20 protein-coding genes, 1 pseudogene and 1 CRISPR repeat array are annotated in these 20,589 nt (G+C 41.8%); of the genes and pseudogenes, 9 read left to right on the forward strand and 12 right to left on the reverse strand.

The window, feature by feature from the left end; genetic code table 11:
* Positions 1-380 precede the first annotated feature (380 nt).
* The 4 genes from ANSO36C_RS00310 to ANSO36C_RS00325 form a co-directional block, all read right to left on the reverse strand.
* Complete coding sequence (locus ANSO36C_RS00310) at positions 381-1,265, reverse strand: hypothetical protein (protein ID WP_251957881.1); 885 nt, start codon at positions 1,263-1,265, stop codon at positions 381-383.
* A 79-nt stretch (positions 1,266-1,344) separates the two neighbouring features.
* On the reverse strand, positions 1,345-1,938 hold the full coding sequence (locus ANSO36C_RS00315) for a DUF1517 domain-containing protein (RefSeq protein WP_251957882.1): 594 nt from the start codon (positions 1,936-1,938) through the stop codon (positions 1,345-1,347).
* A 67-nt stretch (positions 1,939-2,005) separates the two neighbouring features.
* Positions 2,006-3,199 carry an RNA-guided endonuclease InsQ/TnpB family protein gene (locus ANSO36C_RS00320; RefSeq protein WP_251957883.1) on the reverse strand — a complete coding sequence of 398 codons (1,194 nt, stop codon included), beginning with the start codon at positions 3,197-3,199 and terminating at the stop codon, positions 2,006-2,008.
* A 177-nt stretch (positions 3,200-3,376) separates the two neighbouring features.
* Positions 3,377-4,963, reverse strand: a complete 1,587-nt coding sequence (locus ANSO36C_RS00325) for a pentapeptide repeat-containing protein (protein WP_251960488.1) — start codon at positions 4,961-4,963, stop codon at positions 3,377-3,379.
* 69 nt (positions 4,964-5,032) lie between these two features.
* On the opposite strand from ANSO36C_RS00325, the gene ANSO36C_RS00330 reads away from it, so the two are divergent.
* Together ANSO36C_RS00330 and ANSO36C_RS00335 are read left to right on the forward strand one after the other, a co-directional pair.
* Positions 5,033-5,872: a prephenate/arogenate dehydrogenase gene (locus ANSO36C_RS00330; protein ID WP_251960489.1), complete on the forward strand. Its 840-nt coding sequence runs from the start codon at positions 5,033-5,035 to the stop codon at positions 5,870-5,872.
* A 430-nt stretch (positions 5,873-6,302) separates the two neighbouring features.
* The gene (locus tag ANSO36C_RS00335; protein ID WP_251957884.1) at positions 6,303-6,608 is read left to right on the forward strand and encodes a hypothetical protein; all 306 of its coding nucleotides are present in this window, start codon (positions 6,303-6,305) and stop codon (positions 6,606-6,608) included.
* A gap of 5 nt (positions 6,609-6,613) precedes the next feature.
* Here ANSO36C_RS00335 and ANSO36C_RS00340 read toward each other — a convergent pair whose 3' ends face one another.
* On the reverse strand, positions 6,614-6,775 hold the full coding sequence (locus ANSO36C_RS00340; RefSeq protein WP_251957885.1) for a hypothetical protein: 162 nt from the start codon (positions 6,773-6,775) through the stop codon (positions 6,614-6,616).
* 222 nt (positions 6,776-6,997) lie between these two features.
* Positions 6,998-8,197: a CRISPR direct-repeat array (repeat unit 37 nt; unit sequence ATTGCAATTCATCAAAATCCCTATTAGGGATTGAAAC).
* Between the two features lie 198 nt (positions 8,198-8,395).
* Between ANSO36C_RS00340 and ANSO36C_RS00345 the strand changes: the two genes are divergently transcribed.
* The 3 genes and pseudogenes from ANSO36C_RS00345 to ANSO36C_RS00355 all read left to right on the forward strand — a co-directional run bounded on the left by ANSO36C_RS00345 (position 8,396) and on the right by ANSO36C_RS00355 (position 10,690).
* On the forward strand, positions 8,396-9,142 hold the full coding sequence (locus ANSO36C_RS00345; protein ID WP_251957886.1) for an SDR family oxidoreductase: 747 nt from the start codon (positions 8,396-8,398) through the stop codon (positions 9,140-9,142).
* A 6-nt stretch (positions 9,143-9,148) separates the two neighbouring features.
* Positions 9,149-10,062 (forward strand): annotated as a pseudogene (locus ANSO36C_RS00350) (SMP-30/gluconolactonase/LRE family protein).
* Positions 10,063-10,132: 70 nt separating this feature from the next.
* Entirely contained in the window at positions 10,133-10,690 is a 558-nt protein-coding gene (locus tag ANSO36C_RS00355; protein WP_251957887.1) for an antibiotic biosynthesis monooxygenase, read from the forward strand.
* 14 nt (positions 10,691-10,704) lie between these two features.
* Here the strand turns inward: ANSO36C_RS00355 and ANSO36C_RS00360 are convergent, their stop codons facing one another.
* Positions 10,705-10,941, reverse strand: coding sequence for a XisI protein (locus ANSO36C_RS00360; RefSeq protein ID WP_410174665.1), 237 nt, complete (start codon positions 10,939-10,941; stop codon positions 10,705-10,707).
* A 146-nt stretch (positions 10,942-11,087) separates the two neighbouring features.
* Here ANSO36C_RS00360 and ANSO36C_RS00365 point away from each other — a divergent pair, with 146 nt between their 5' ends.
* On the forward strand, positions 11,088-11,390 hold the full coding sequence (locus tag ANSO36C_RS00365) for an NAD(P)-binding domain-containing protein (RefSeq protein WP_251957888.1): 303 nt from the start codon (positions 11,088-11,090) through the stop codon (positions 11,388-11,390).
* Between the two features lie 119 nt (positions 11,391-11,509).
* Here the strand turns inward: ANSO36C_RS00365 and ANSO36C_RS00370 are convergent, their stop codons facing one another.
* From ANSO36C_RS00370 to thrB, 3 genes are all read right to left on the reverse strand, one after another.
* Complete coding sequence (locus ANSO36C_RS00370; RefSeq protein ID WP_251957889.1) at positions 11,510-13,123, reverse strand: NAD(P)H-quinone oxidoreductase subunit 4; 1,614 nt, start codon at positions 13,121-13,123, stop codon at positions 11,510-11,512.
* A 361-nt stretch (positions 13,124-13,484) separates the two neighbouring features.
* A complete protein-coding gene (locus ANSO36C_RS00375; protein ID WP_251957890.1) occupies positions 13,485-13,994 on the reverse strand; it encodes a hypothetical protein in 510 nt (169 codons plus the stop codon).
* A gap of 11 nt (positions 13,995-14,005) precedes the next feature.
* Positions 14,006-14,920 (reverse strand): homoserine kinase, encoded by a 915-nt coding sequence (gene thrB, locus ANSO36C_RS00380; RefSeq protein WP_251957891.1) that lies wholly within the window; start codon positions 14,918-14,920, stop codon positions 14,006-14,008.
* 199 nt (positions 14,921-15,119) lie between these two features.
* Here thrB and ANSO36C_RS00385 point away from each other — a divergent pair, with 199 nt between their 5' ends.
* Both ANSO36C_RS00385 and ANSO36C_RS00390 read left to right on the forward strand, forming a co-directional pair.
* Complete coding sequence (locus ANSO36C_RS00385) at positions 15,120-15,497, forward strand: hypothetical protein (protein WP_251957892.1); 378 nt, start codon at positions 15,120-15,122, stop codon at positions 15,495-15,497.
* Between the two features lie 54 nt (positions 15,498-15,551).
* Positions 15,552-15,791 carry a hypothetical protein gene (locus tag ANSO36C_RS00390; RefSeq protein ID WP_094342344.1) on the forward strand — a complete coding sequence of 80 codons (240 nt, stop codon included), beginning with the start codon at positions 15,552-15,554 and terminating at the stop codon, positions 15,789-15,791.
* A 115-nt stretch (positions 15,792-15,906) separates the two neighbouring features.
* On the opposite strand, the gene ANSO36C_RS00395 is transcribed toward ANSO36C_RS00390, so the two are convergent.
* Both ANSO36C_RS00395 and ANSO36C_RS00400 read right to left on the reverse strand, forming a co-directional pair.
* Positions 15,907-17,595 (reverse strand): NAD(P)H-quinone oxidoreductase subunit 4, encoded by a 1,689-nt coding sequence (locus tag ANSO36C_RS00395; protein ID WP_251957893.1) that lies wholly within the window; start codon positions 17,593-17,595, stop codon positions 15,907-15,909.
* Between the two features lie 184 nt (positions 17,596-17,779).
* Positions 17,780-18,499, reverse strand: coding sequence for a response regulator (locus ANSO36C_RS00400; RefSeq protein ID WP_251957894.1), 720 nt, complete (start codon positions 18,497-18,499; stop codon positions 17,780-17,782).
* 418 nt (positions 18,500-18,917) lie between these two features.
* Between ANSO36C_RS00400 and ANSO36C_RS00405 the strand changes: the two genes are divergently transcribed.
* Positions 18,918-20,012, forward strand: a complete 1,095-nt coding sequence (locus ANSO36C_RS00405) for a sensor histidine kinase (protein ID WP_251957895.1) — start codon at positions 18,918-18,920, stop codon at positions 20,010-20,012.
* Positions 20,013-20,340: 328 nt separating this feature from the next.
* Here the strand turns inward: ANSO36C_RS00405 and ANSO36C_RS00410 are convergent, their stop codons facing one another.
* Positions 20,341-20,523, reverse strand: a complete 183-nt coding sequence (locus ANSO36C_RS00410) for a CsbD family protein (protein ID WP_251957896.1) — start codon at positions 20,521-20,523, stop codon at positions 20,341-20,343.
* Between the last annotated feature and the right edge of the window lie 66 nt (positions 20,524-20,589).

Below are 20,589 nucleotides of genomic sequence, written 5' to 3' on the forward strand. Positions count from 1 at the left end.
ATTCAGGAGTCAGAATAAATCAGTGGGGGATTCAGACCCACCACTGATAGCGTAGCGTTAGCGAGTCATCGAGCGTCTTTAAGACCACCAAATTGAAAATTTGGTGGTCTTAAATCCGTTTATTCATCCACCACTCGTACAGAATTCATACTGAATTCTGACTCCTGACTCCTGAATTCTGTTTAGATAAACCTCTAGCTTGAGCGATCGGGCAACGTCTTGCAGATAAGCTAGCTAGAGGTAATAGAATGTACAAGTTAGTTTTGAGAGTTTGTAGTAAGCACTTTAGTGCTTAGAAAATAAGGACTAAAATCCTTACTACGAACTTGCTTACTCATCAATTTAAACTTGACAAACTAATAAGTTCATTTTGAAACTTCCTAACGGCGTCTGCTGCCAAAACCAGTAGAACGGCGGGGCGCTGTACTACGCCCACTACCAAAACCACTACCAGAATTGCGTCTCGGTGAAGTAGCTCTGCCAGAAGGTTGCAACGTGCTACCACCAAAACCAGAACCAGAAGGACGGTTGTTACCTGTAGTGCTACGAGGTGTATTGCGTACAGTTGAATTTCCAGGATATGACCTTCTAATTGTCCCTGTATTGCGGAACGCAGTGCGATTTCTCACGGCTGCGGGTTGCGTATTGTAGCGGCTTTGGTAGCTTTGAACTGCTTGGCCATAGCTTCCGCCATATCCGCCAAAGCCACTTAATCCTTGCCCTGATTGATAAACAGGGGGTACATAATACTGGGGTCTAAACAACATACTGCCAATCGCCTGACCAGCCAAGCTACCAGCCACAGATCCAGCAAACGGTGCCCAGAAGCTATTTTCTCGACGAACTACAACCGTTTCTTGTTGTCCTGTTTGGGGATTAGTTTTATTTTCAGTCACGTTGTGGACGTACTCAATTTTAAAATCTTCTGTCAGATATAAAATCGGTTGTCCTTTATCTACCTTTAGATAGGTTTTTTTGCCCTGCTTAATTTCATCATCAGTTAACCGTGCCATTTGCAAATTTTCGGTTGCAAAGGTTGGAGGATTATTGTTAAGTAAAAACAGGCTATATTCACCACTTGCATCGTCATAAGTGGCTTGTTGTATTTGATACTGTCCATCACTCAGCTTGGTGTTAGTAGAGGTTTGGCTAACGTTCTTAGCTGAAGAATTAGTCTGGTTTTGGCCGCCACAGGCGACAGTTGTCACACACAAACTCAGAGCTAAAAAAACGGCTGTAAATTTACGTACTATGGTCATGATCATTGGATTATTGTCCTATCTCTGAGCTTAACAATTTCTCGATATGAGTAGTGTGAGTAGTAAGTACGGACTACCCAACACATTATAAAGGAATCAATTCTGGGTAATATTGCAACAATTGGTCGCTAGTGAGTTCATCGCCTAATTGGGCTGGCGAAAAATGCACTTGGATTGCCTTAAATCTATGTTTATAATGCAAATTTATCAATGCTTTCAATCCTTCCTTGAGTGCCTGAACGTTAGAAAGATCAGTTTCCAAATCTGCTACTTCTCCTTCATACGCTACTGTTAGCATCACAATGACATTGCGGGTAACAGGTATAGATAAAGGTTCATTCAATTCAGAGTCGGATCTATAATCTGGTTCACTGAGATATCTTTGGGCAGAGTCAGTAAATAATTCGTTGACATAATCTCCCGCCTCGCCTTCATCCCAAAATACGTCGCCTTCGTTGGCAGCAGAAAACCAATATTCATCATATTGCAGCAGGGTTTGGCTAATTTCTACCAACGCTTCTCCCAAAACTTCTAAATCACCATTGGCATCGATCGCATCCCGTCCAGCACTATTTAATACTCCCAAAATTGGCGCTACCTCGCCTCCCCCTAAGTGCAGAAATAGGCGAAAAACTACATAGCGAGTTCGACCAACGATTCTGTTAAAGGTATCGCGCATTTTATCCTCCAAAATTTTTTGTCATTAGTTATTAGTCCCATGCCTAATGAATAATATAGTAAACTACCTACACTGACGCTTCGCGTACAGTGTAGGCTTTTAGTAGCCCTGAACTATCTACACTGAGTTTACAGCACAAACAGTTCGAGCCTCTGGGCGAGTTTACAAGATTCGCCCCAATAGTAGCAATATTCTTTGCTCCGTTTAAATCAGCGTCACCACTCCAAGAACAAGCCTCATTAGTACATCTGAAACGCTTATCAGAACGCAGTCCAATATGTAGGCATTGATGACAAGTAAGACTAGTCCATGCTGGAGGAACAGCAATTACTTCTACTCCAAATTGGATGCCTTTGTATTCCAAAAAAGACCTTAATTGATAGAAAGACCAAGAATTTGAACGCCTACGCTCTGTTTTGTTTCTTGGCTTTTGATTAGTTCTTTCACGAATACCCGTTAAGTCTTCAATTGCCACTGCTGCATTATTTTTTAATGCGTCCTGAATAATGGACTTGCTAATGTTGTGGTTTAGCCATTGTTGAAATCTTCTCTCCTTCCCCGACAACCGTTTCAAAGTCTGTTTTGCTCTGCGGCGAGTAGACCTTGTGCCTTTCGTGGCTTTCCTTTGGAAAGAACTTCTCACTCTAGAAAATCTGTCTCTAATATCGTTAATTTGCTTTCCATCCCACTTATCATTATTGCTAGTTACAGCAATGTCTCTGCGCCCAAAATCAACACCAATTACATTAGTTGATTTGATTAGTGTTAGTGGCTCATCCTTGATTTGGATGTGGATATAGTAGTTACCATCACGATGCTTGCATAGTTGTGCCGATGTTGGCTTTCTGCCTTTTAATTTACCTCTTTGGTAATTACCAGCATCAATTTTGATGTGTTCTCTGCCATTAGTCAGAGTTAAGCTAACAGTCCAGTCTTTCTCTCTAAATGAGAAAATTCTGGCATCATAATCAGCCGATGTTGGCTTAAATGTTTTAACTGGCTTGTCTTTTTGTTTGGCAGTTTTGCGATTAGCTCCAACTCTGGCACAAGCACGAACAGCTAAATTTGCGCTTAACCCAAAAAAAGCGCGAATCTCGTTATAAACCAGATTTTGAATAGTCATCTTACTGGTTATTTGAGACTTAACTTTTTCGTTGGCGTAGTTACACGCATCAGCAAAAGCTTTTAGTACCAGTTCGATTTCTTCTGCCTGTCTTTGAGAGGGGTTGAGTTTGCAAACTAGCGTCAATACTTGTTCCATGACTTCGACCTAATCACGTGTGAATATAATACATTCAAAATAGTCGTGTTGTACCAAAGATTTGTTTGGGAAAAGCTCAACTATCCCTCTCCCTAACTTCGCTGACGCTCAGTATTGGTCAAGGGATGTTTCGCTTTTCCCCCGCAATTCCTCTCAACACTGAAACGGTACTCCGTTTCAGTGTGAGCCTCCTTGCGGAAATAGGTGAAATCCTTTGACAAAATCCATAATCATATCTATCGTTGGTAATATATATTTTGCTGATTCACTGGCTATATCATCATAAGCTGAAGCTTTGAGAGCAGAGCGATTAATAAATCTTTTTCCAAAGTTGGGATGGTCATGGATAATCAAAGTGTGGGCGCTGGAATTCGTTAATATTATTTGGGTTGGGGCTTTGCAAAAATTTAACTTTGCGGCTACTTCGATATTTTTCTTCATTTGTTTAATTGTTGTAGCCTGACTCATGGCTTGCTCTAGAAGAATACTTAATTGTTTCACTATCTGGGGCGATTTTAGCAATTGCAAATTTTCGTTAGAAACAACTTCATTGTTAATCATTTCTACTAGGCTGGAAATATTCTTTTGGGTAGATGCCGCATCTAGAAAGGGTAAAATCACAATATAAGCAGTGGAAAATAATACTTCATCGCTATCTACATGAAAGGTAAAAATAGTTCGACGACGGCCACTTTCGATGCTTGGGGGTTGTTTCAGCCCTCGATATTCTTGAGCAATTTGGTAGTAAGCACCAGCGATCGCAAAATTGGCTTCGTGTTCTAGGGCTGCATCAACAATAATCCGAATTGTTGGCGCTGTTTCGTTAAAAAAATCTCGTGATTCTTCAGAATGGAAGTTTTGGATAATGGAGCGATCGCCACCTGGGCTAAGATCAATCCATTCACAAGTCAGACCTTCGGTTTTTAAACCAAACCTGGAGGTGGCATAAAGCTTTGCCCCAGTTAAAGTTGCTCCTGTTAAGTCAGCACCAATCCATTCCGCCCTAATTAATTTGGCCTGAGTTAAATTGGCGTGGATTAAACTGGTATTCGTTAAATTAGCATTGCTTAAATCTGCGCCAATTAAATCAGCACCGCTCAATTTTGCGCCGCTCAAATCTGCCCACCGGAGATTTGCACCAGTCAAATCTGCCCACCGAAGATTCGCCCCGCTCAAATCTGCTCCGCTCAAGTTAGCATGGCTGAGATTGGCTTGTCTGAGTTCGGTATCTCGCAAATTTGCGCCGCTAAGATCAGAACGACTGAGGTCACTGGCATTTAAGTTAGCCATCTCCAAGTTGGCTCCGGTTAAAGAAGCACCTCTCAAGACAGCCCCACTCAAGTTAGTGTGACGGAGATTCGCTTGGCGGAGTGTCGCCTCTCGCAAATCAGCACTAGTGAGGTCAGCTTCCGACAAGTCGGCTCGACTCAGATCAGCGCGAACTAACTCGGCGCGGATAAATGAAGCTCCTCTGAGTTGAGCGCGACTCAGATCCGCGCGAATCAAATTAGCAACGTTAAGACTGGCTTTGTTGAGGATGGCGGCGCATAGATTCGCACCACTCAGCCTAGCTACATTCAGCTTGGCATTGCTCAAGTTAGCTTCACTGAGATTTGCCCCACTCAGGTTAACTATACTCAAATTAGCATTGCTAAGATTTATATTACTGAGTTTAGCCCCACTCAGGTTAGCTTCGGCGAGGTTAACACCACTAAAGTTTAAGACTCCTGCTGCGTATTGTTCCAGTAATTCCTCTACAGTCATTGATGCTACCCCTTGGATGCCAACTTTAATAGTTGGTAAAGTCATAAAAACGGAATGTCAAAATCAAAAATGAATATTGGGATTTTAGGATTGGGACTGATAGGCGGCTCTTTGGGTTTTGACTTGCGATCGCAAGGACATCATCTCTTAGGAGTCAGTCGCCGTGAAGCGACCTGTCAAAAGGCAGTTACCCTCGGCTGTGTTGATAAAGCATCTGTTGATCTGAGCCTGTTAGCAGCCGCAGAAGTTGTATTTATTTGTACACCTCTAGCACTTATTGTGCCCCAATTTGCACAATTGATCGCTCATTTGTCTGTTAATACAGTCGTGACTGATGTGGGTTCGGCAAAAGAACAGATAGTTAAGGATATTTCTCCCCTTTGGGATAATTTTATCGGCGGTCATCCAATGGCGGGAACAACAGACAGTGGCATAGAAGCTGCACAGCGAGATTTATTTGTCAATAAACCTTATGTATTAACACCAATAACTACAACACCAACTAGTGCAATTATGGCTGTAGAAGAAATTGTGCGATCGCTCGGAGCGAATATCCACTATTGTCAGCCAGAGCAACATGACCGCGCTGTTAGTTGGATTTCCCATTTACCTGTAATGGTCAGTTCGTCGTTGATTGCTGCTTGTTTAAGTGAAACTGACCCCGATGTTTTGCAATTAGCCCAAAAGTTTGCTAGTTCAGGTTTTCGGGATACTAGTCGCGTGGGTGGCGGTAATCCAGAGTTGGGCGTGATGATGGCGCGGTATAATCGTCAAGCATTGCTGCGATCGCTGCAACAATATCGTCACAATCTCGATGAGTTAACTAATTTAATTGAGCAAGAAAATTGGGCGGTTTTAGAGGAAAAGTTTAAATCAAGACAACAAGCAAGACCTAATTTTGTCAAATAGTTGTCGGGTGCGTTCAACTATCGATAACGCGCCCATTTTTGCATTTGATGAGTTATGTTAATAGAGTTTTTTTTCTGCCTTTTTGTCAAATCAGTTTTTTAGAGCCATTCAATAATTCTCGCGTTGAAGAAGAATTCAAAAGTCAGATACCTTAAGGGAAGCAAGCTACAATATTTAGAACAAGAAAGTGAGAGATTTCCTGCTACTAATTGTTTTGCACGCTGCTCCTCCTTTGCTTGTTCTATATGAAAGATTTTAGTGGGAGTCTTAAACCCATTTAATTCATTCCCTAGTAGGACTCAAATTAAATTCTGAATTCTGAATTCTGGCTCCTGAATTCTTTTCTGAGAAAATATTTAAAAAATGCTGCTCAACAGTTTTATAGTCACCAAACCGATGTAATATACAGATAAATTTACAAAAATCAACAATGGTAGAACGCCCAATCAAGAAATCGGAACGTCAGGCTAAAGAAAGTACTGACAACAATTCCGAAAATTCGGATTCTGTAACCCCTATTGAATCCAGCCCCAAAAGTGCAAAACCGACCCATAATCGCTCATCTGACAAAGGGAAAAAAGCATCCTATGGGGATGAAAACAGGCAGCCGGGAAATCCTGCCCTAGCGCGTGGGCCAAAACCCGTCAAACCCCCAGTCAAAGTCGAAACAGAAGAACTTGAAACAGTAGAACTTGAAACCGAATCGGAACCGAACTCTGAGGAGTCTCAAGACTAACATTATCAAGTGCCGCGTGTGATGTGGGAGGCTATAAGCATATAAAGACTGAGATTTCTGGCTCTGAAGGCAGCGATCGCGCCCCCCATCACCATTAGGTTATCGCGTAGCGTTTCACAGAGTTTCTCCGTCTCAGATGCGCGGAAGGGTAGGTGTACAAATTCCACAGCCTGAAAAAAGTGCTTCTACCTCAACACCAGCAAGCATTTCACCCCACTAATTGCCCAATTGTCATCCGCGCAATCTCTGAAATGCTTACAAAAACTGGGTGTCAGCCTTCAACCTTTACCGAGACTCTTTCCAAAGGAATTCTCTAATGCTATGATTGCTCTAGAATCGCGCAACCGCACCTTGAAAACTAAATACAGCTTGGCTTTCGGGCTTCCGCTATTGCAATTCATCAAAATCCCTATTAGGGATTGAAACATCTCGGATGCCATCTTAGGTGGCATCTTTTTTTTGATTGCAATTCATCAAAATCCCTATTAGGGATTGAAACTGAATCATGGCTGTGTAACAATCAAAAGCTAGCTATTGCAATTCATCAAAATCCCTATTAGGGATTGAAACCATAAATCAGGATGCCATCGAAGATGTCACTAACGAATTGCAATTCATCAAAATCCCTATTAGGGATTGAAACTAGCGTACTGCGATCGTACTTCTTCAACAGTCAAATTGCAATTCATCAAAATCCCTATTAGGGATTGAAACTAAAGTTAGGATCAGTATTAGGTATAACAGAATAATTGCAATTCATCAAAATCCCTATTAGGGATTGAAACATCCAAGATGCCATCTTTTTTTCGAGGGGTATTATCATTGCAATTCATCAAAATCCCTATTAGGGATTGAAACTTGGGAAATTTCATCGGCATTCACTTTTTTTTCAGATTGCAATTCATCAAAATCCCTATTAGGGATTGAAACTTGCTCAACACTCATTTGTATCTAATGAAAAAACATGGATTGCAATTCATCAAAATCCCTATTAGGGATTGAAACATAAAGAAATTTGGTTTTACCAACGCCACCATCAGATTGCAATTCATCAAAATCCCTATTAGGGATTGAAACTGAAACGCTCTGCCAGATCAGCGCCAGCTAGTCACTAATATTGCAATTCATCAAAATCCCTATTAGGGATTGAAACAATAGTTCTAAAAGTTTTCAGGTTCCCAGTGGTAATTGCAATTCATCAAAATCCCTATTAGGGATTGAAACATCTTTAGCAAATGTAATACGACGAATGTATCTAGCATTGCAATTCATCAAAATCCCTATTAGGGATTGAAACGTTCTGGAATCAAACCAAAACGACCACCAAATCTAATTGCAATTCATCAAAATCCCTATTAGGGATTGAAACCAAAAATACTGTGAATTAGCTATAGAACCAGGGGATTGCAATTCATCAAAATCCCTATTAGGGATTGAAACATAGATTATCACAGTCCCCAGGTGCTACCAGCCAGTCAAATTGCAATTCATCAAAATCCCTATTAGGGATTGAAACTTCATAGATGATTACTACGCCGTCCGCGTAGTCTTGATTGCAATTCATCAAAATCCCTATTATAGATTTAAACAAATTGCTCTAATGGCTGGAAACGAGGTTTAAAAGGATTTGAGCTTAATTTGACACATATTAGCATTGCTGTACACTTATGTACATATTTGATGTTTATTGTCAATGCAGAAATCCTAAAAGATATTGCTAAAATCAATTTGCTTAATTTCCAACATCTCAGTACAGTAAACTTAAAACCAGTTTGAAGGTCATAAAAATGACGACTCAAAAAAGGATTGCTGTGGTAACAGGCAGTAACCGAGGGCTAGGATATGCAATTTCTCGTCAATTATCCCAAATTGGCAACCGCGTAATTCTGACGAGTCGTAATGAAACAGATGGCATTGCTGCCAAGCAGCAGTTATCCAGTGAAGGGCTTGATATTGACTATCACACGCTAGATGTCACCAATGATGGAAGTGTGCAGCAGTTTACCAAGTGGTTGCATGAAACTTACGGCAAAGTAGATATTTTGGTCAATAATGCAGGTGTAAATCCCACAACGAAGCCGGAGGAGTCCAGCTTACTAACTGTGCAACTGGAAACGATGCGATCAACCTTTGAAACTAATGTTTTAGCAGTACTTAGAATTTCTCAAGCATTAATTCCGTTGATGAAGGTGCAAAACTACGGTCGTATTGTCAATATCTCTACGGAAATGGCATCTTTGGTATCAGTTCCCACTGATTACTACCCTTTAGCGCCCTCCTATCGACTCTCAAAGGTGGGAGTAAATGGACTAACTGTGCTTCTCGCCAAGGAACTCCAAGGTACTAATATTCTTGTAAATGCCTATTCTCCAGGTTGGATGAAGACAGACATGGGGGGAGATAATGCCCCGTTCACAGCAGAAGAAGGAGCCGAAACTGCTGTCTATTTAGCAACACTTCCCGATGGAGGAGCGCAAGGAATGTTTTTTGCAGAGATGCGAAAGTTTGGTGGCCCCATTCAATTACAATGGTAGGTCAATATGGGAAATTCCGCAGGTTTACCGCCTATTTACGCAGATAAGCCGATTGAATTAGCACCTGCTAAAATTATTACCTCGTTCCCAGCTAATACTTTTTTGGAAAATCTAGCAATCGCACCAAATGGCACAATCTTTGTAAGCAATCACGAAGTTGGCGAAATTGTTCGCATTACCCCAGATGGCAATCAGCAAATTCATGCCACTGTTGAAGGCAAAGTAAGTGGTCTTGCTTTCACTGCGAACGGCGGGTGGCAACAGGCTGGAATGCTGATTCTATACCCGTGGTTTCTCTAGTTACAAGTGATGGCACGGTGAAAACCTTGCTGACACTGCCAGACGCAATGTTTCTCAATGGCATCACGCCACTTTCCGATACTCAATATTTGACAGCAGATTCCTATCGTGGTGCAATCTGGCTGATTGATGTTGCTCAACCCAGTGGCTCAATTTGGCTAGAACATCCAATGCTGGCTCGTAGCAATTCGCAGAGCGTGTTTCCGGCTGCAAATGGCTTGAAGCGTTTTGGTGATTTCCTCTACGTTTCAAATACAGAAAAAATGTTGCTGTTGCGGATTCCCATTGATACCGCTAATAAACCAGGTGAGCCGGAAATTTTTGTTGAGCAGACTAATATTGATGACTTTGCCTTTGATGTAGAAGGCAACCTTTATGGAGCAACGCATATTTACAACAGTGTAGTAAGAATTGCAAGCGATCGCACTACTACTATCATTGCTCAAGCCGAGCAAGGTGTAATTGGCAGCACAGCCGTGGCTTTTGGTCAAACAGAGAGCGATAGCACCGCGATTTATGTTGTAACTAATGGTGGAATGTTTTTACCTCCACCTACAGGTGTCGTTCCTGCTAATGTTGTTCGGCTTGAAGTTGGAAAAATTGGGTATTCCTTAACTTGAGAATGACTCAATCATGCTACGGTTACAAAAACTCAGAATTGTTAACTTGATGGTGACATAACTAATGGAGATGGAACAGGACGAGCAATTTGTAACCGTGGTCATTACACAACTTGTCAAACCAGGATGCGAAAACGCTTACGAAATTTGGTTAAAAAATGTTACTAGTGTTGCCAGAACCTATATTGGTCACATGGGGACAAATGTAATTCGTCCCCAACTTGGCGTGCGAAATGAATATGTGATTATCTTCCGGTTTGACAATTATGAAAATTTAAAGGTATGGATGACATCGCGCGATCGCGAATATTGGCTCAATCAAGGTAAGCATTTGGTGGAATCCGATCCTGATGTTCAACAAATCTGTGGATTAGAAGCTTGGTTTTCTCTTCCCGGACAACCACTGAAAACTCCACCGCGCTATAAAATAGCATTGCTAACTTGGGGAGCCGTATATGTGTTAATTAATTTGTTGAGTACGTTTATAGTCCCCTTACTTCGTGGTTTACCTCCCTTAATTATTTCGTTGATCGTTACGATTACAATGGTTTTACTGTTGACATATATTGTCATGCCTAGAGTTAGCCGTTTCTTTAGCTTTTGGCTATATCCTAAATCACGAAAATAGCAATTGAAATTACTTTAACCAACAGCGAACTCGGTAAATTGTCGTTTAAAGGGGGAATGAAAAGCTAAAACGATATCTTTTTTGGGTACGCCTCTATTAATAAGTTCATTGGCAATACCTCCTTCAGTACCATCGTGTTGAATCCAAATTTTTTCGTTTTTAATATCCAGATGCAAAACACAGCCATATACACGGCGCTTATTTGACCATCCCGCGTGAACGACTTGGTAGCGATGCCTACGGCGGGGCAAAGCCCAACGCGTTCTCTATCAAAAATAACTTCTGCTTCGACTTCTTCGTTGCTGGCTTTGATTTCGCTGTAAGCTAGCAACAATCGCTAGCGGAAAAGCTTGCTAGAGATATACCGAATGCGCGAGTGGTAAAAGCTTTTAATACAATGGCGCAGGAAGTCTTTGAATTAGCACCTGAACCACTAAAGAATTATGGAGTTTCTGTTTTTGTTGCAGGAGATGATGAGGAAGCCAGAAAAATAGTCATCGAGCTTGCTGAAGAAATCGGATTTTTAGCAGTAGATTCTGGTGTTTTACGTAATGCTCGATTGGTAGAAGGCTTGGGAGATTTTATTCGCCTAATCATGATTGGTCAAAAACAGGGCGTTTATGCAACTATCTCTGTTAATGTCTTGCCTACAGCGCCAGGACAACGCTTAGGTGGACGGCAGGCTTCGACTTTGAAGTGAACGATCTAGAAATATATTGAATTGAGTAATGCCAAAATTTTAGGGGTGGTTTCGTAACCACCCCTTTATTGCCCTAATAATTTAGAATTTACTTGCAGCCCCCTTAATGGGAAGTTAATTTACTCAGAAATGTTAATCGAACTTTCAACTTGAGAATCAGCCAATGTTGGCGCAGAGAAAATCCGCGAGTACAAACTTGATGGTTGTTGATGAGCAACGATTGGTAGAACTTGACGAGCATGGGCGGCTAACTCTACTGCTTTCACATCATAAGTCTGCGTTGCTAATTTGGGATAGAAACCAATTCCGATGATTGGTAGCAGCAAACAAGCGGTAATAAATATTTCGCGGGGTTTGACATCAGATATTACAGCATCCAAGTGCAATTCTTTACTTTGTTCACCGTAGAATACTTGACGCAGCATCGACAGTAAATAAATCGGTGTCAAAATCACGCCAACTGCTGACAGCAGCACGACTACAATCTTGAAGCTGGAACTGTAAACATCACTGGTGGCGATACCGAGAAATACCATCAACTCACCCACAAAACCACTCATTCCGGGTAAGGCGAGAGAAGCCATTGAACCGATGGTGAACAGAGCAAAGGTTTTGGGCATTACCTTAGCCATACCGCCCATTTTATCCATCATCAAGGTGTGGGTGCGATCGTAAGTTACGCCAGACAGGAAGAACAAGCTAGCAGCAATCAAGCCGTGGGAAACCATCTGTAACACTGCACCACTTATACCCAGTTCTGTGTAAGAGGCAATCCCAATCAGCACAAATCCCATGTGGGCAATTGAAGAGTAAGCCAAACGGCGTTTGAGATTGGTTTGAGCGAAGGCACAGCAAGCACCGTAGACAATGTTAACCACACCCAAAATTGCCAGCACTGGGGCAAAAGTCACATGAGCATTGGGCAACATTTCCACATTGAAACGGATAAGGGCATAACCACCCATTTTTAACAACACACCAGCCAAAATCATCGAACCGGGTGCTGATGCTTCACCGTGGGCATCAGGTAGCCAAGTGTGTAATGGGAAAATCGGTAACTTCACACCGAAGGCAATCAAGAAACCTGCATAAACCAACAATTCCAAAGTTTTGGGGTATTCTTTCATTCCTAGAGTCGCCATGTCGAAGGTGACGGTATCTCCAGAGAAGGCCATTGCAAAACCGGCAATCAAGATAAATATTGATGCGGCGGCGGTGTAAAGAATGAATTTAGTAGCTGCATAACGGCGGTTTTGTCCTCCCCAGATGGAAATCAGCAGGTAAACCGGCACTAACTCGATTTCCCACATTAGGAAGAACAGTAGCAAATCTTGGGCGACAAATACGCCAAGCTGGGCGCTGTACATCGCTAACATCAAACCATAAAATAATCGCGGCTTGGTGGTAACTTTCCAAGCCGCGAATATTGCGAGAGTATTTATTAAGCCTGTTAGAAGCAGTAAGGGCATCGATAAACCATCAACTCCCACAGCCCAATGCAAACCTAATTGCGGTATCCAAGGATAGTTTTCTACAAATTGGAGTGTTGAACTCTGAAAGTCGTACTTATACCAAAAGGCATAAATCATCAGTGCAAAGTCAGTGATCGCAACTCCCAAACCATACCACCGCACAGTTCTGCCTTCTTTGTCTGGGATCAGGGGGATGGCTAAGGCAGCCACCAAGGGTAAGAGGATTATGGCTGTTAGCCAGGGGAATTCAATAGCATTCATCACTTATGACAATCAATATTGCTTTTTCGCTTTTAGTTACATTATATTAAGGAATTTTGACTTTTGTAACCATTTCTGAAATCTACAATATTAAATTTTTTCTTTTGACAAGAATATATACTCATCGAATCTCAATTTTTCAGGATAAATAAGAATAAATGGTGTATCTATTTTTGCCGCTCATAAAATGTAAAGTTTTGCAACGCCAACAAAAAACGGTAGCTAAAGCCACCGCTACAATAGCGTTACATTTTATGGTTAAGCCCAAGTGTCAGGGCTATTTAGTCTACGCTTCTAAGTTGAGTCATAGACCTAACCCCCCAGCCCTTCCCTATAAGGGAAAGGTACTTGGGGCTGACCATTAAACAATCCGGTTGACAATTGTCCACACTTCTAAATCAGAGCGGACATAAGGAACGGAGATTGTCTTGAACCCAGTAATGAAGGGTTTGTAATAAATTCGCCAATACATTGGACTCAATTCATTGGCACAACCTTTAAGGAGGCGAACTTCTGTTGCCAGTTCACTTGCTAATTGATTAATGCGTTGAGCATGAACCTGTGCCACTTCTTTGGCTTCTTCTAGTTCTTGCTGTAGGATAAGTTCTTTTGATGCAACTTGCGATCGCACTAACTTACCTTGTTTTTGTTTTATCTGGCCTTCCAAGGCTGCGATCGCCGCATCAATGCCTTGGAGTTCAACTGATAATTGGGCATTTTCCCTAGCTTGACGGCGATAGGCTTCCACCATTGCCTGGGGTGAATCATTCTCGCCAGAGATTACATGATTAATAGTGAGTGCAGCGCGTTCTTCTAGGAGAATCTGAATTTGAGATTTAAGCGCCGCCATTTCAGCCTGAATTTGCTCCATAAAATCAAATATTAAAAGCTTTTTGCGCCTTGGGTATCGAGAGAAAGCGATCGCACCTCGGCTGTAATTCCTTCTTCTTGCCAAGCGGCTAACATCGCCGCCTCCACAGCTTTCGAGTTTAGTTTATCCGCCAAAGCTAACAGTGTTGGCCCCGCACCACTAATCACCATACCATAAGCACCAGCACTAACGGCTGCGATGTTGAGAGCATCATAACCAGGAATCAAAGCTTTACGATAGGGTTGATGCAACTTATCTTGCAAAGCTGTCTTTAACCATTGTCCGTTCCCAGTTTCCAAGCCGCGCAACAATAAGCCCAAATGGGCTGTATTGAAAATCGCATCCGCGCGACTCACTTCAGTCGGGAGAACGCCCCGCGCCTCGGAAGTGGAAAGTTCAAAATTAGGAATAGCTATAACTGGTACAACATCTTTATGCCAGGGAACATCACAAATTTCCCAAGCTGCACCACTGGTAGCAGCGAGACGACATCCTCCCAACAAGGCTGGAACTACATTATCAGGATGTCCTTCCATTGCGATCGCTAACTCCATCACCTGCGACTGAGAAAGAGTTGCACCCTCAAGTTGATTACCAGCAACCAAGCCACCAACAATTGCTGTCGCGGAACTACCCAAACCCCTCGCCAGTGGTACACCTAATTTAATTTCTATTTTCACACTCGGCGGTGTCTGCTCTATATGCTGATAGAACTTGACAAACGCTTGATAGAGAAGATTGCTCTCATCAGTTTGGACTCGTTCAGCTTCCTTACCGGTGACATGAATAGTTAACCCACCCTCTTCTAGGCGAGTGAACTTAAACTCGTTGTACAGCTTTAATGCTGCACCGATGCAATCAAAACCAGGCCCCAAATTTGCAGTTGTGGCAGGGACGGTAACAGTGATGGCAGAAACAACAGACATTGGTAAAACTCACTAATCATCAACCAGCATCCCATGTAAAGGGTTGATTTGTTTACTAATGATGCTAATTATCTGTTGTGGTAGTTTGCATACCTATCTGAGTGTTTACATTTTATTAATATATTTTTATACCTAATGATTGGAAAATAATGTTATTATCGGATTATATATTGATTATTTATATTAACTAATTTAATAAATGGAATATTTAAAGCGCTTTCTTGAGTATGCTCCTGAGGCGTATGATGCTATTCGTGATGCTGACGATGTAGCAGTGATTGCACGTAACACTGGATGGGCAGAGTTTCGCATTCGACGGATCAAAAAACATTTATTTTATGATGAACACCAGTTGGATTACGATCTCGGATTTAACCGCTTTAGTCCTGATCCAGATATAGCAGATGCCTGGATTAGGTTACAGCGAGGTAATTTTAACCCTGAAGATTTGAGACTACTGGAACATGAATACTTTGAGTCGAGGTTTGAAGGCATTTTCCATACTAACTACCGTACAGCTCATGAAGCTACCGAACGCTCTGGTCGTTTCTGGAGTCCCCCAGTAATATCACCATAACTCAAATGAGTTAAAACTAAAGTATCTAACTTTTAAAGACCACATTAATCTGTTATGGCTTTTTACGTATTGATTCTAAAAGAAAAGGAGGATGAGACCGGCGTTACTTACCGCTTTGGCCCACATGAAGATCGTCTCGGCTCTTTATGGATAGATAAATTGAGTGGAGAAATTAAGGAACTTCAAGAAACCCCAGAGCAGAACTCGCAGGCATTTTTTCAAAGAGCAGCAGTAAAGGTTTGGCAAAATTGGAAAAAAGGAGCTTTTCCAGAAAAAACATCTTGGGCATCCTGAGAACGGTTTGGGATTGATAGCCTATCCACAGTGATAGGCTATCAATACTCTGTTCTTCCTCAAAAAGATACCTAGCGATCGCTCTTTTCCACAAAAGGAATAGATTTCGAGAAGATTACTTCAAAGTTCCCAAAACAGGCGCTGCCTCAACCTCGGAAATTTGCGGAACCAAGAAACCCTTAGCATAAATCTGGGGATTGGTTTGCGAAACTATGGCATAAGACTGGCGAAGATTAGCATTGACTGCGACAGTCTTCACGTCGTACATCTGCATCGCCATCTTGGGATAAAAACCAATACCAATAATCATCAGCAGGAAACAAGCGGCGATAAACACCTCACGGGGTCTAGCATCGTCGTAAACTGCATCCTCTGGCACGAAGCAGTCTGTACCAAAACAAACTGTTCCCTCATCTTCTTGATTTTCTGAACCTGAATTATTAATGTCGCAGATGAGTGCTGCACCGTCACCATAAAATACCTCTCGCAGCATGGAAAGTAAATAAATCGGTGTGAGAATGACTCCAACGGCGGCGAGAAAAACTGTTACGGTGCAGAAAGTTGAACTGTAAACGTCACTGCTTGTCATCCCAACGAATACCGAGAGTTCGCCAGCAAAGCCGCTCATACCGGGAAGTGCTAGGGATGCCATCGCGGAGATTGTAAACAGGGCAAAGACTTTGGGCATGGCTTGACCAATACCGCCCATATCTTTCATTACCATTGTGTGGGTGCGATCGTAAGTAACACCTGCCAAGAAAAACAGCACTGATGCAATCAAACCATGCGAAATCATCTGCAACATCGCGCCGTTGATTCCCAAATCAGTGAACGACGCAATCCCAAGCAGCACAAACCCCATGTGAGAAATCGACGAATAAGCCAAACGCCGCTTCATATTCGTCTGAGCAAAGGAGTTCAATGCACCATAGATAATGTTGACAACACCCAGAATGGCTAAAACTGGTGCAAAGTAAATGTGTGCATCGGGAAGTAACTCAAGATTCAGGCGAATCAATCCGTATCCGCCCATCTTCAGCAATACACCAGCCAATATCATTGACACAGGAGAAGATGCTTCACCGTGAGCATCAGGCAACCAGGTGTGCATCGGGAAAACAGCAAGTTTGACACCAAATGCAACCAGTAAACCTGCATAAAGTAGCAGTTGTAGTCCCAGGGGATATTCCTTCTTGGCGAGGGCGGTTATATCAAATGTCATATCACCGCCGCCGTATAGCCCCATTGCCAGGGCTGCCACTAAAATAAATATAGAAGCTGCTGCGGTATACAACAAAAATTTCGTAGCCGCATAACGTCGCCTTTGCCCGCCCCAAATGCAGACTAGTAGGTAGACAGGGATTAGCTCTACTTCCCACATAATGAAAAATAGCAGCAAGTCTTTAGCAACGAACACCCCTACTTGTGCAGAATACAGCACCAGCATCAAAAAATAGAAGAGGCGAGGGCGGTGATCAACTTGCCAAGCTGAAAAAATCGAGAGTGTGGTGACAAATCCCGCTAGAAGCACAAGTGGCGCTGAAAGTCCATCGACTGATACCGCCCAGTTAAGACCCAACTGAGGCATCCAGGCATAACTTTCCACCATTTGAAAACTAGCACTGCTGGCATCATAATGTTTCCAAAAGGCGTAGCACATCAAGGCAAAGTCTGCAATACCTACACCCAGTGCATACCACCGCACGCGCTTGCCATCTTTATCAGGTAGCACAGGGATAAGCAGGGAAGCAACGAGTGGCAGCAAGACAATCGCGGTAAGCCAAGGAAATTGATCCGCTATCATGTATATGAGAATAAATACTTATTTGGGATGATGTCATTGTACTAAACTGTGTAACAATTTCTTCATAAGTATTTATCCCAGTTAACCATAAATATTTGTATTTGTCCGGGTTAACCGCTTTGACTCAAAGACAATTTACTTGAAAATGGCGACTGGGGACTGCGGAAGAAAGATTTTTAGTTGCTCACGGTACTAATCCAGCTCGCAAAGCACGGACGGCAGCCTGTGTCCGGTCAGCAACACAGAGTTTATTGAGAATACCTCGAACATGAGTTTTTACAGTACCAACTGTTAAATAGAGCCTTTTAGCAATTTCTGCATTGTCACAGCCAGCGACAATCAATTCTAAAACATCCATTTCTCTATGAGTTAAAGGATAGCTGACTATACTTTTCTCAGTATCTGGGTCAATACCTTCAATCAAGACTCGTTTTCCAGATGCCCCTCTGCTGCCATCGGGGAAATCTTGACGTATTTGTTGTAGTACAAGGTCTGCGATCGCAGGATCGATCCATGAGCTACCTGCATAAGTCGTTCGCACAGCCTCAACTAGTCTTTCAGTTTCGATATCCTTCATGCAATAAGAATCTGCACCTGCTGCAAATGCTGCTAAAACTGCCTGTTCGCTATTTTGCATCGTCAAAATTAGCAGCTTTGTGGTATAGTCCTCATTCTCTCCTTGATATTGTCTAAATGTGCGTGTTAGATCAATACCATCCATGTCAGGCAAACCGATGTCAATAGTAGCAACATCAGGCTTGAGACTTTTCAGAAGCTTAATGCCGTCAGCTGCATTGGCTGCTTCTCCAACAATGTTAAAGTCTGGCTGGGTTTGTAAAGCAGAGCGTAAGCCGATTCTTGTCAGGTTGTGATCTTCAATCACAAGGATCTTGATTTCACTCATAGTCACTTAACTTTACTTTTATTTATCTAAAGTACAGATTAAAATAATCTCGTTCTTCTATTCGGGATCTTATACACAAAACAATACGTTTGGTATTATTAGCTGAACTTCATCTACCTTTAGACATAAATAACCTTATCTCGTAAGCTTTTCTAAGGCAAGAGTTTTGATATAACAATATTCAACCATAAAATATTTTTATTGATCGTGCGTAAAACCCCGTCCGCTTGTCGGCGGGGATGTAAATACGGTTAATTAATACATTTAATAAATAAAATGCAAGTGTTTTTACTTAAAAATATGTTGAATTCAGAAAACTTTAAAGTAAAATGTGAATCCTTAATAATCTCAACGTTGGTGAAGTAAGCTATTACTAGATTTGCTAGGGATAGCCAAGCACTTCTTTTTTTATTTAGCCATGTCTTTAACTAAAACTGTCAAAAAAGATAAAATTCTTGTTGTCGATGATATTTTTGACAATCTACTGGTGTTAGAAGCAGTCCTAGAAGATGAGGACTATGAAATTCGCTTAGTGGAAGATAGCAAAATTGCTCTGGCTATGGTTGAAGAGTCACCGCCAGACTTAATTCTCTTAGATGTGATGATGCCGGAGATAGATGGGTATGAATTTACTCGACGCATCCGGCAGAATCCGGCGTTGCCATTTATCCCCATTCTGCTGCTCACGGCTCACTATGAGTCTAGTGTTGTGGAAGGACTCGATGCTGGTGCAGATGACTTTATTCGTAAACCATTCGACCCTGATGAATTACATGCACGAGTGCGATCGCTCTTGCGCCTCAAGCATAGTATCGACGAACGAGATCAAATGGCTAACCTGCGGGCAGATTTTGTCTCCCGTTTTACTCACGATTTACGCATACCACTAGTAGCCTCCAACCGCGTATTAAAATTATTGCTGGAAGGCAGGTTTTGCGATGTTTCGCCACAATTGCAAGAAATAATTGATACCATGATTGGCAGTAATCAAGACCTGCTGGAAATGGTAAATACCTTGCTAGAAGTTTATCGTCATGAAGCGGGCTGTAAAACCTTAAAAATTTCTCCCTGCAATATTCAGGAATTAGTTGGTGAAGTTTCGCAAGAATTAACTCCTTTAGCTGAAGAAAAAGGATTAACTGTAAATATTGATCGAGGTGAAACGCCAAGCACCGTCATGGGCGATCGCCTAGAACTGCGGCGAGTTTTAACAAATCTCATTGGTAACGCCATCAAGTTTACAGACAAAGGTTCTGTAGATATTCACTGTTATCTCACTCAGGTAGCTGTGAATATTGATATTCAAGATACAGGGCCAGGAATTTCTAAACCAGACCAGGCAATATTATTCGAGCGATTTCGCCAAGGTAAACACCAGCGTTCTGGTAGTGGTTTGGGACTATATCTATCTCGCTGCATTATTGAAGCACATGAAGGCACAATTGATATAACATCTGAACCAGGCAAGGGTAGTACATTCACTATCCGTCTACCTGTAGCAGGTGAAAACTAAAAGTAGGAATTCATCGGAAAACCCAATCTGGGCTAAAATTCTGCCTTGTTAAAGTAAATTTAGCGCTATCTGTGTATGTTTAATCTTCTTTTTTGAAGTTAATCCTAATGCACATTTATGTGAACTTACCATAGCAGTCCTATTTGATTCGTGAAAAATATAAAATTTGAAAACGAACCGCAAAGTACGCTAAGAGCGCAAAGGCAAGAAAGAAGAAAGAGATATAATTTTCACAAATGATTTAGGATTGCTATCATAGATTTGAAAAAGGAAGAAGGTTCAGTAAATAATTATTTTACTTACACCTTCTTCTTAAATAAAGTTCAGTCTATTCTAAATTCTTTTTAACTTCATCTTTGATATTCTCAGCAGTGTGACGGACTTGTGATTCAGCTTGTTTAGCTTTACCTTCAGCCTTATCTTTAGGATCGCCGGTTACTTCACCAACCGCCTCTTGGACTTTACCTTCGACATTTTTAGCAAAAGCTTTTGCTCTATCTTCGATACTCATATTCTTTGTTCCTAAGTATGTCAATGTTGATTAGTTTTTTGTTGCTTGCTTGAAAAGCGCTGCAAT

This window comes from Nostoc cf. commune SO-36 (assembly GCF_023734775.1).
Taxonomy (GTDB): Bacteria; Cyanobacteriota; Cyanobacteriia; order Cyanobacteriales; family Nostocaceae; genus Nostoc; species Nostoc commune_A.

Bases quoted from the DNA above. Each gene is read 5' to 3' on its own strand.
- ANSO36C_RS00390 (WP_094342344.1), top strand. From the start codon at position 15,552: ATGGCTTTTTACGTATTGATTCTAAAAGAAAAGGAGGATGAGACCGGC.
- ANSO36C_RS00315 (WP_251957882.1), bottom strand. From the start codon at position 1,938: ATGCGCGATACCTTTAACAGAATCGTTGGTCGAACTCGCTATGTAGTT.
- ANSO36C_RS00375 (WP_251957890.1), bottom strand. From the start codon at position 13,994: ATGGAGCAAATTCAGGCTGAAATGGCGGCGCTTAAATCTCAAATTCAG.
- ANSO36C_RS00410 (WP_251957896.1), bottom strand. From the start codon at position 20,523: ATGAGTATCGAAGATAGAGCAAAAGCTTTTGCTAAAAATGTCGAAGGT.
- ANSO36C_RS00405 (WP_251957895.1), top strand. From the start codon at position 18,918: ATGTCTTTAACTAAAACTGTCAAAAAAGATAAAATTCTTGTTGTCGAT.
- thrB (WP_251957891.1), bottom strand. From the start codon at position 14,920: ATGTCTGTTGTTTCTGCCATCACTGTTACCGTCCCTGCCACAACTGCA.
- ANSO36C_RS00335 (WP_251957884.1), top strand. From the start codon at position 6,303: ATGGTAGAACGCCCAATCAAGAAATCGGAACGTCAGGCTAAAGAAAGT.
- ANSO36C_RS00345 (WP_251957886.1), top strand. From the start codon at position 8,396: ATGACGACTCAAAAAAGGATTGCTGTGGTAACAGGCAGTAACCGAGGG.
- ANSO36C_RS00400 (WP_251957894.1), bottom strand. From the start codon at position 18,499: ATGAGTGAAATCAAGATCCTTGTGATTGAAGATCACAACCTGACAAGA.
- ANSO36C_RS00365 (WP_251957888.1), top strand. From the start codon at position 11,088: ATGGCGCAGGAAGTCTTTGAATTAGCACCTGAACCACTAAAGAATTAT.
- ANSO36C_RS00385 (WP_251957892.1), top strand. From the start codon at position 15,120: ATGGAATATTTAAAGCGCTTTCTTGAGTATGCTCCTGAGGCGTATGAT.
- ANSO36C_RS00330 (WP_251960489.1), top strand. From the start codon at position 5,033: ATGAATATTGGGATTTTAGGATTGGGACTGATAGGCGGCTCTTTGGGT.
- ANSO36C_RS00310 (WP_251957881.1), bottom strand. From the start codon at position 1,265: ATGATCATGACCATAGTACGTAAATTTACAGCCGTTTTTTTAGCTCTG.
- ANSO36C_RS00320 (WP_251957883.1), bottom strand. From the start codon at position 3,199: ATGGAACAAGTATTGACGCTAGTTTGCAAACTCAACCCCTCTCAAAGA.
- ANSO36C_RS00395 (WP_251957893.1), bottom strand. From the start codon at position 17,595: ATGATAGCGGATCAATTTCCTTGGCTTACCGCGATTGTCTTGCTGCCA.
- ANSO36C_RS00370 (WP_251957889.1), bottom strand. From the start codon at position 13,123: ATGAATGCTATTGAATTCCCCTGGCTAACAGCCATAATCCTCTTACCC.
- ANSO36C_RS00325 (WP_251960488.1), bottom strand. From the start codon at position 4,963: ATGACTGTAGAGGAATTACTGGAACAATACGCAGCAGGAGTCTTAAAC.
- ANSO36C_RS00355 (WP_251957887.1), top strand. From the start codon at position 10,133: ATGGAACAGGACGAGCAATTTGTAACCGTGGTCATTACACAACTTGTC.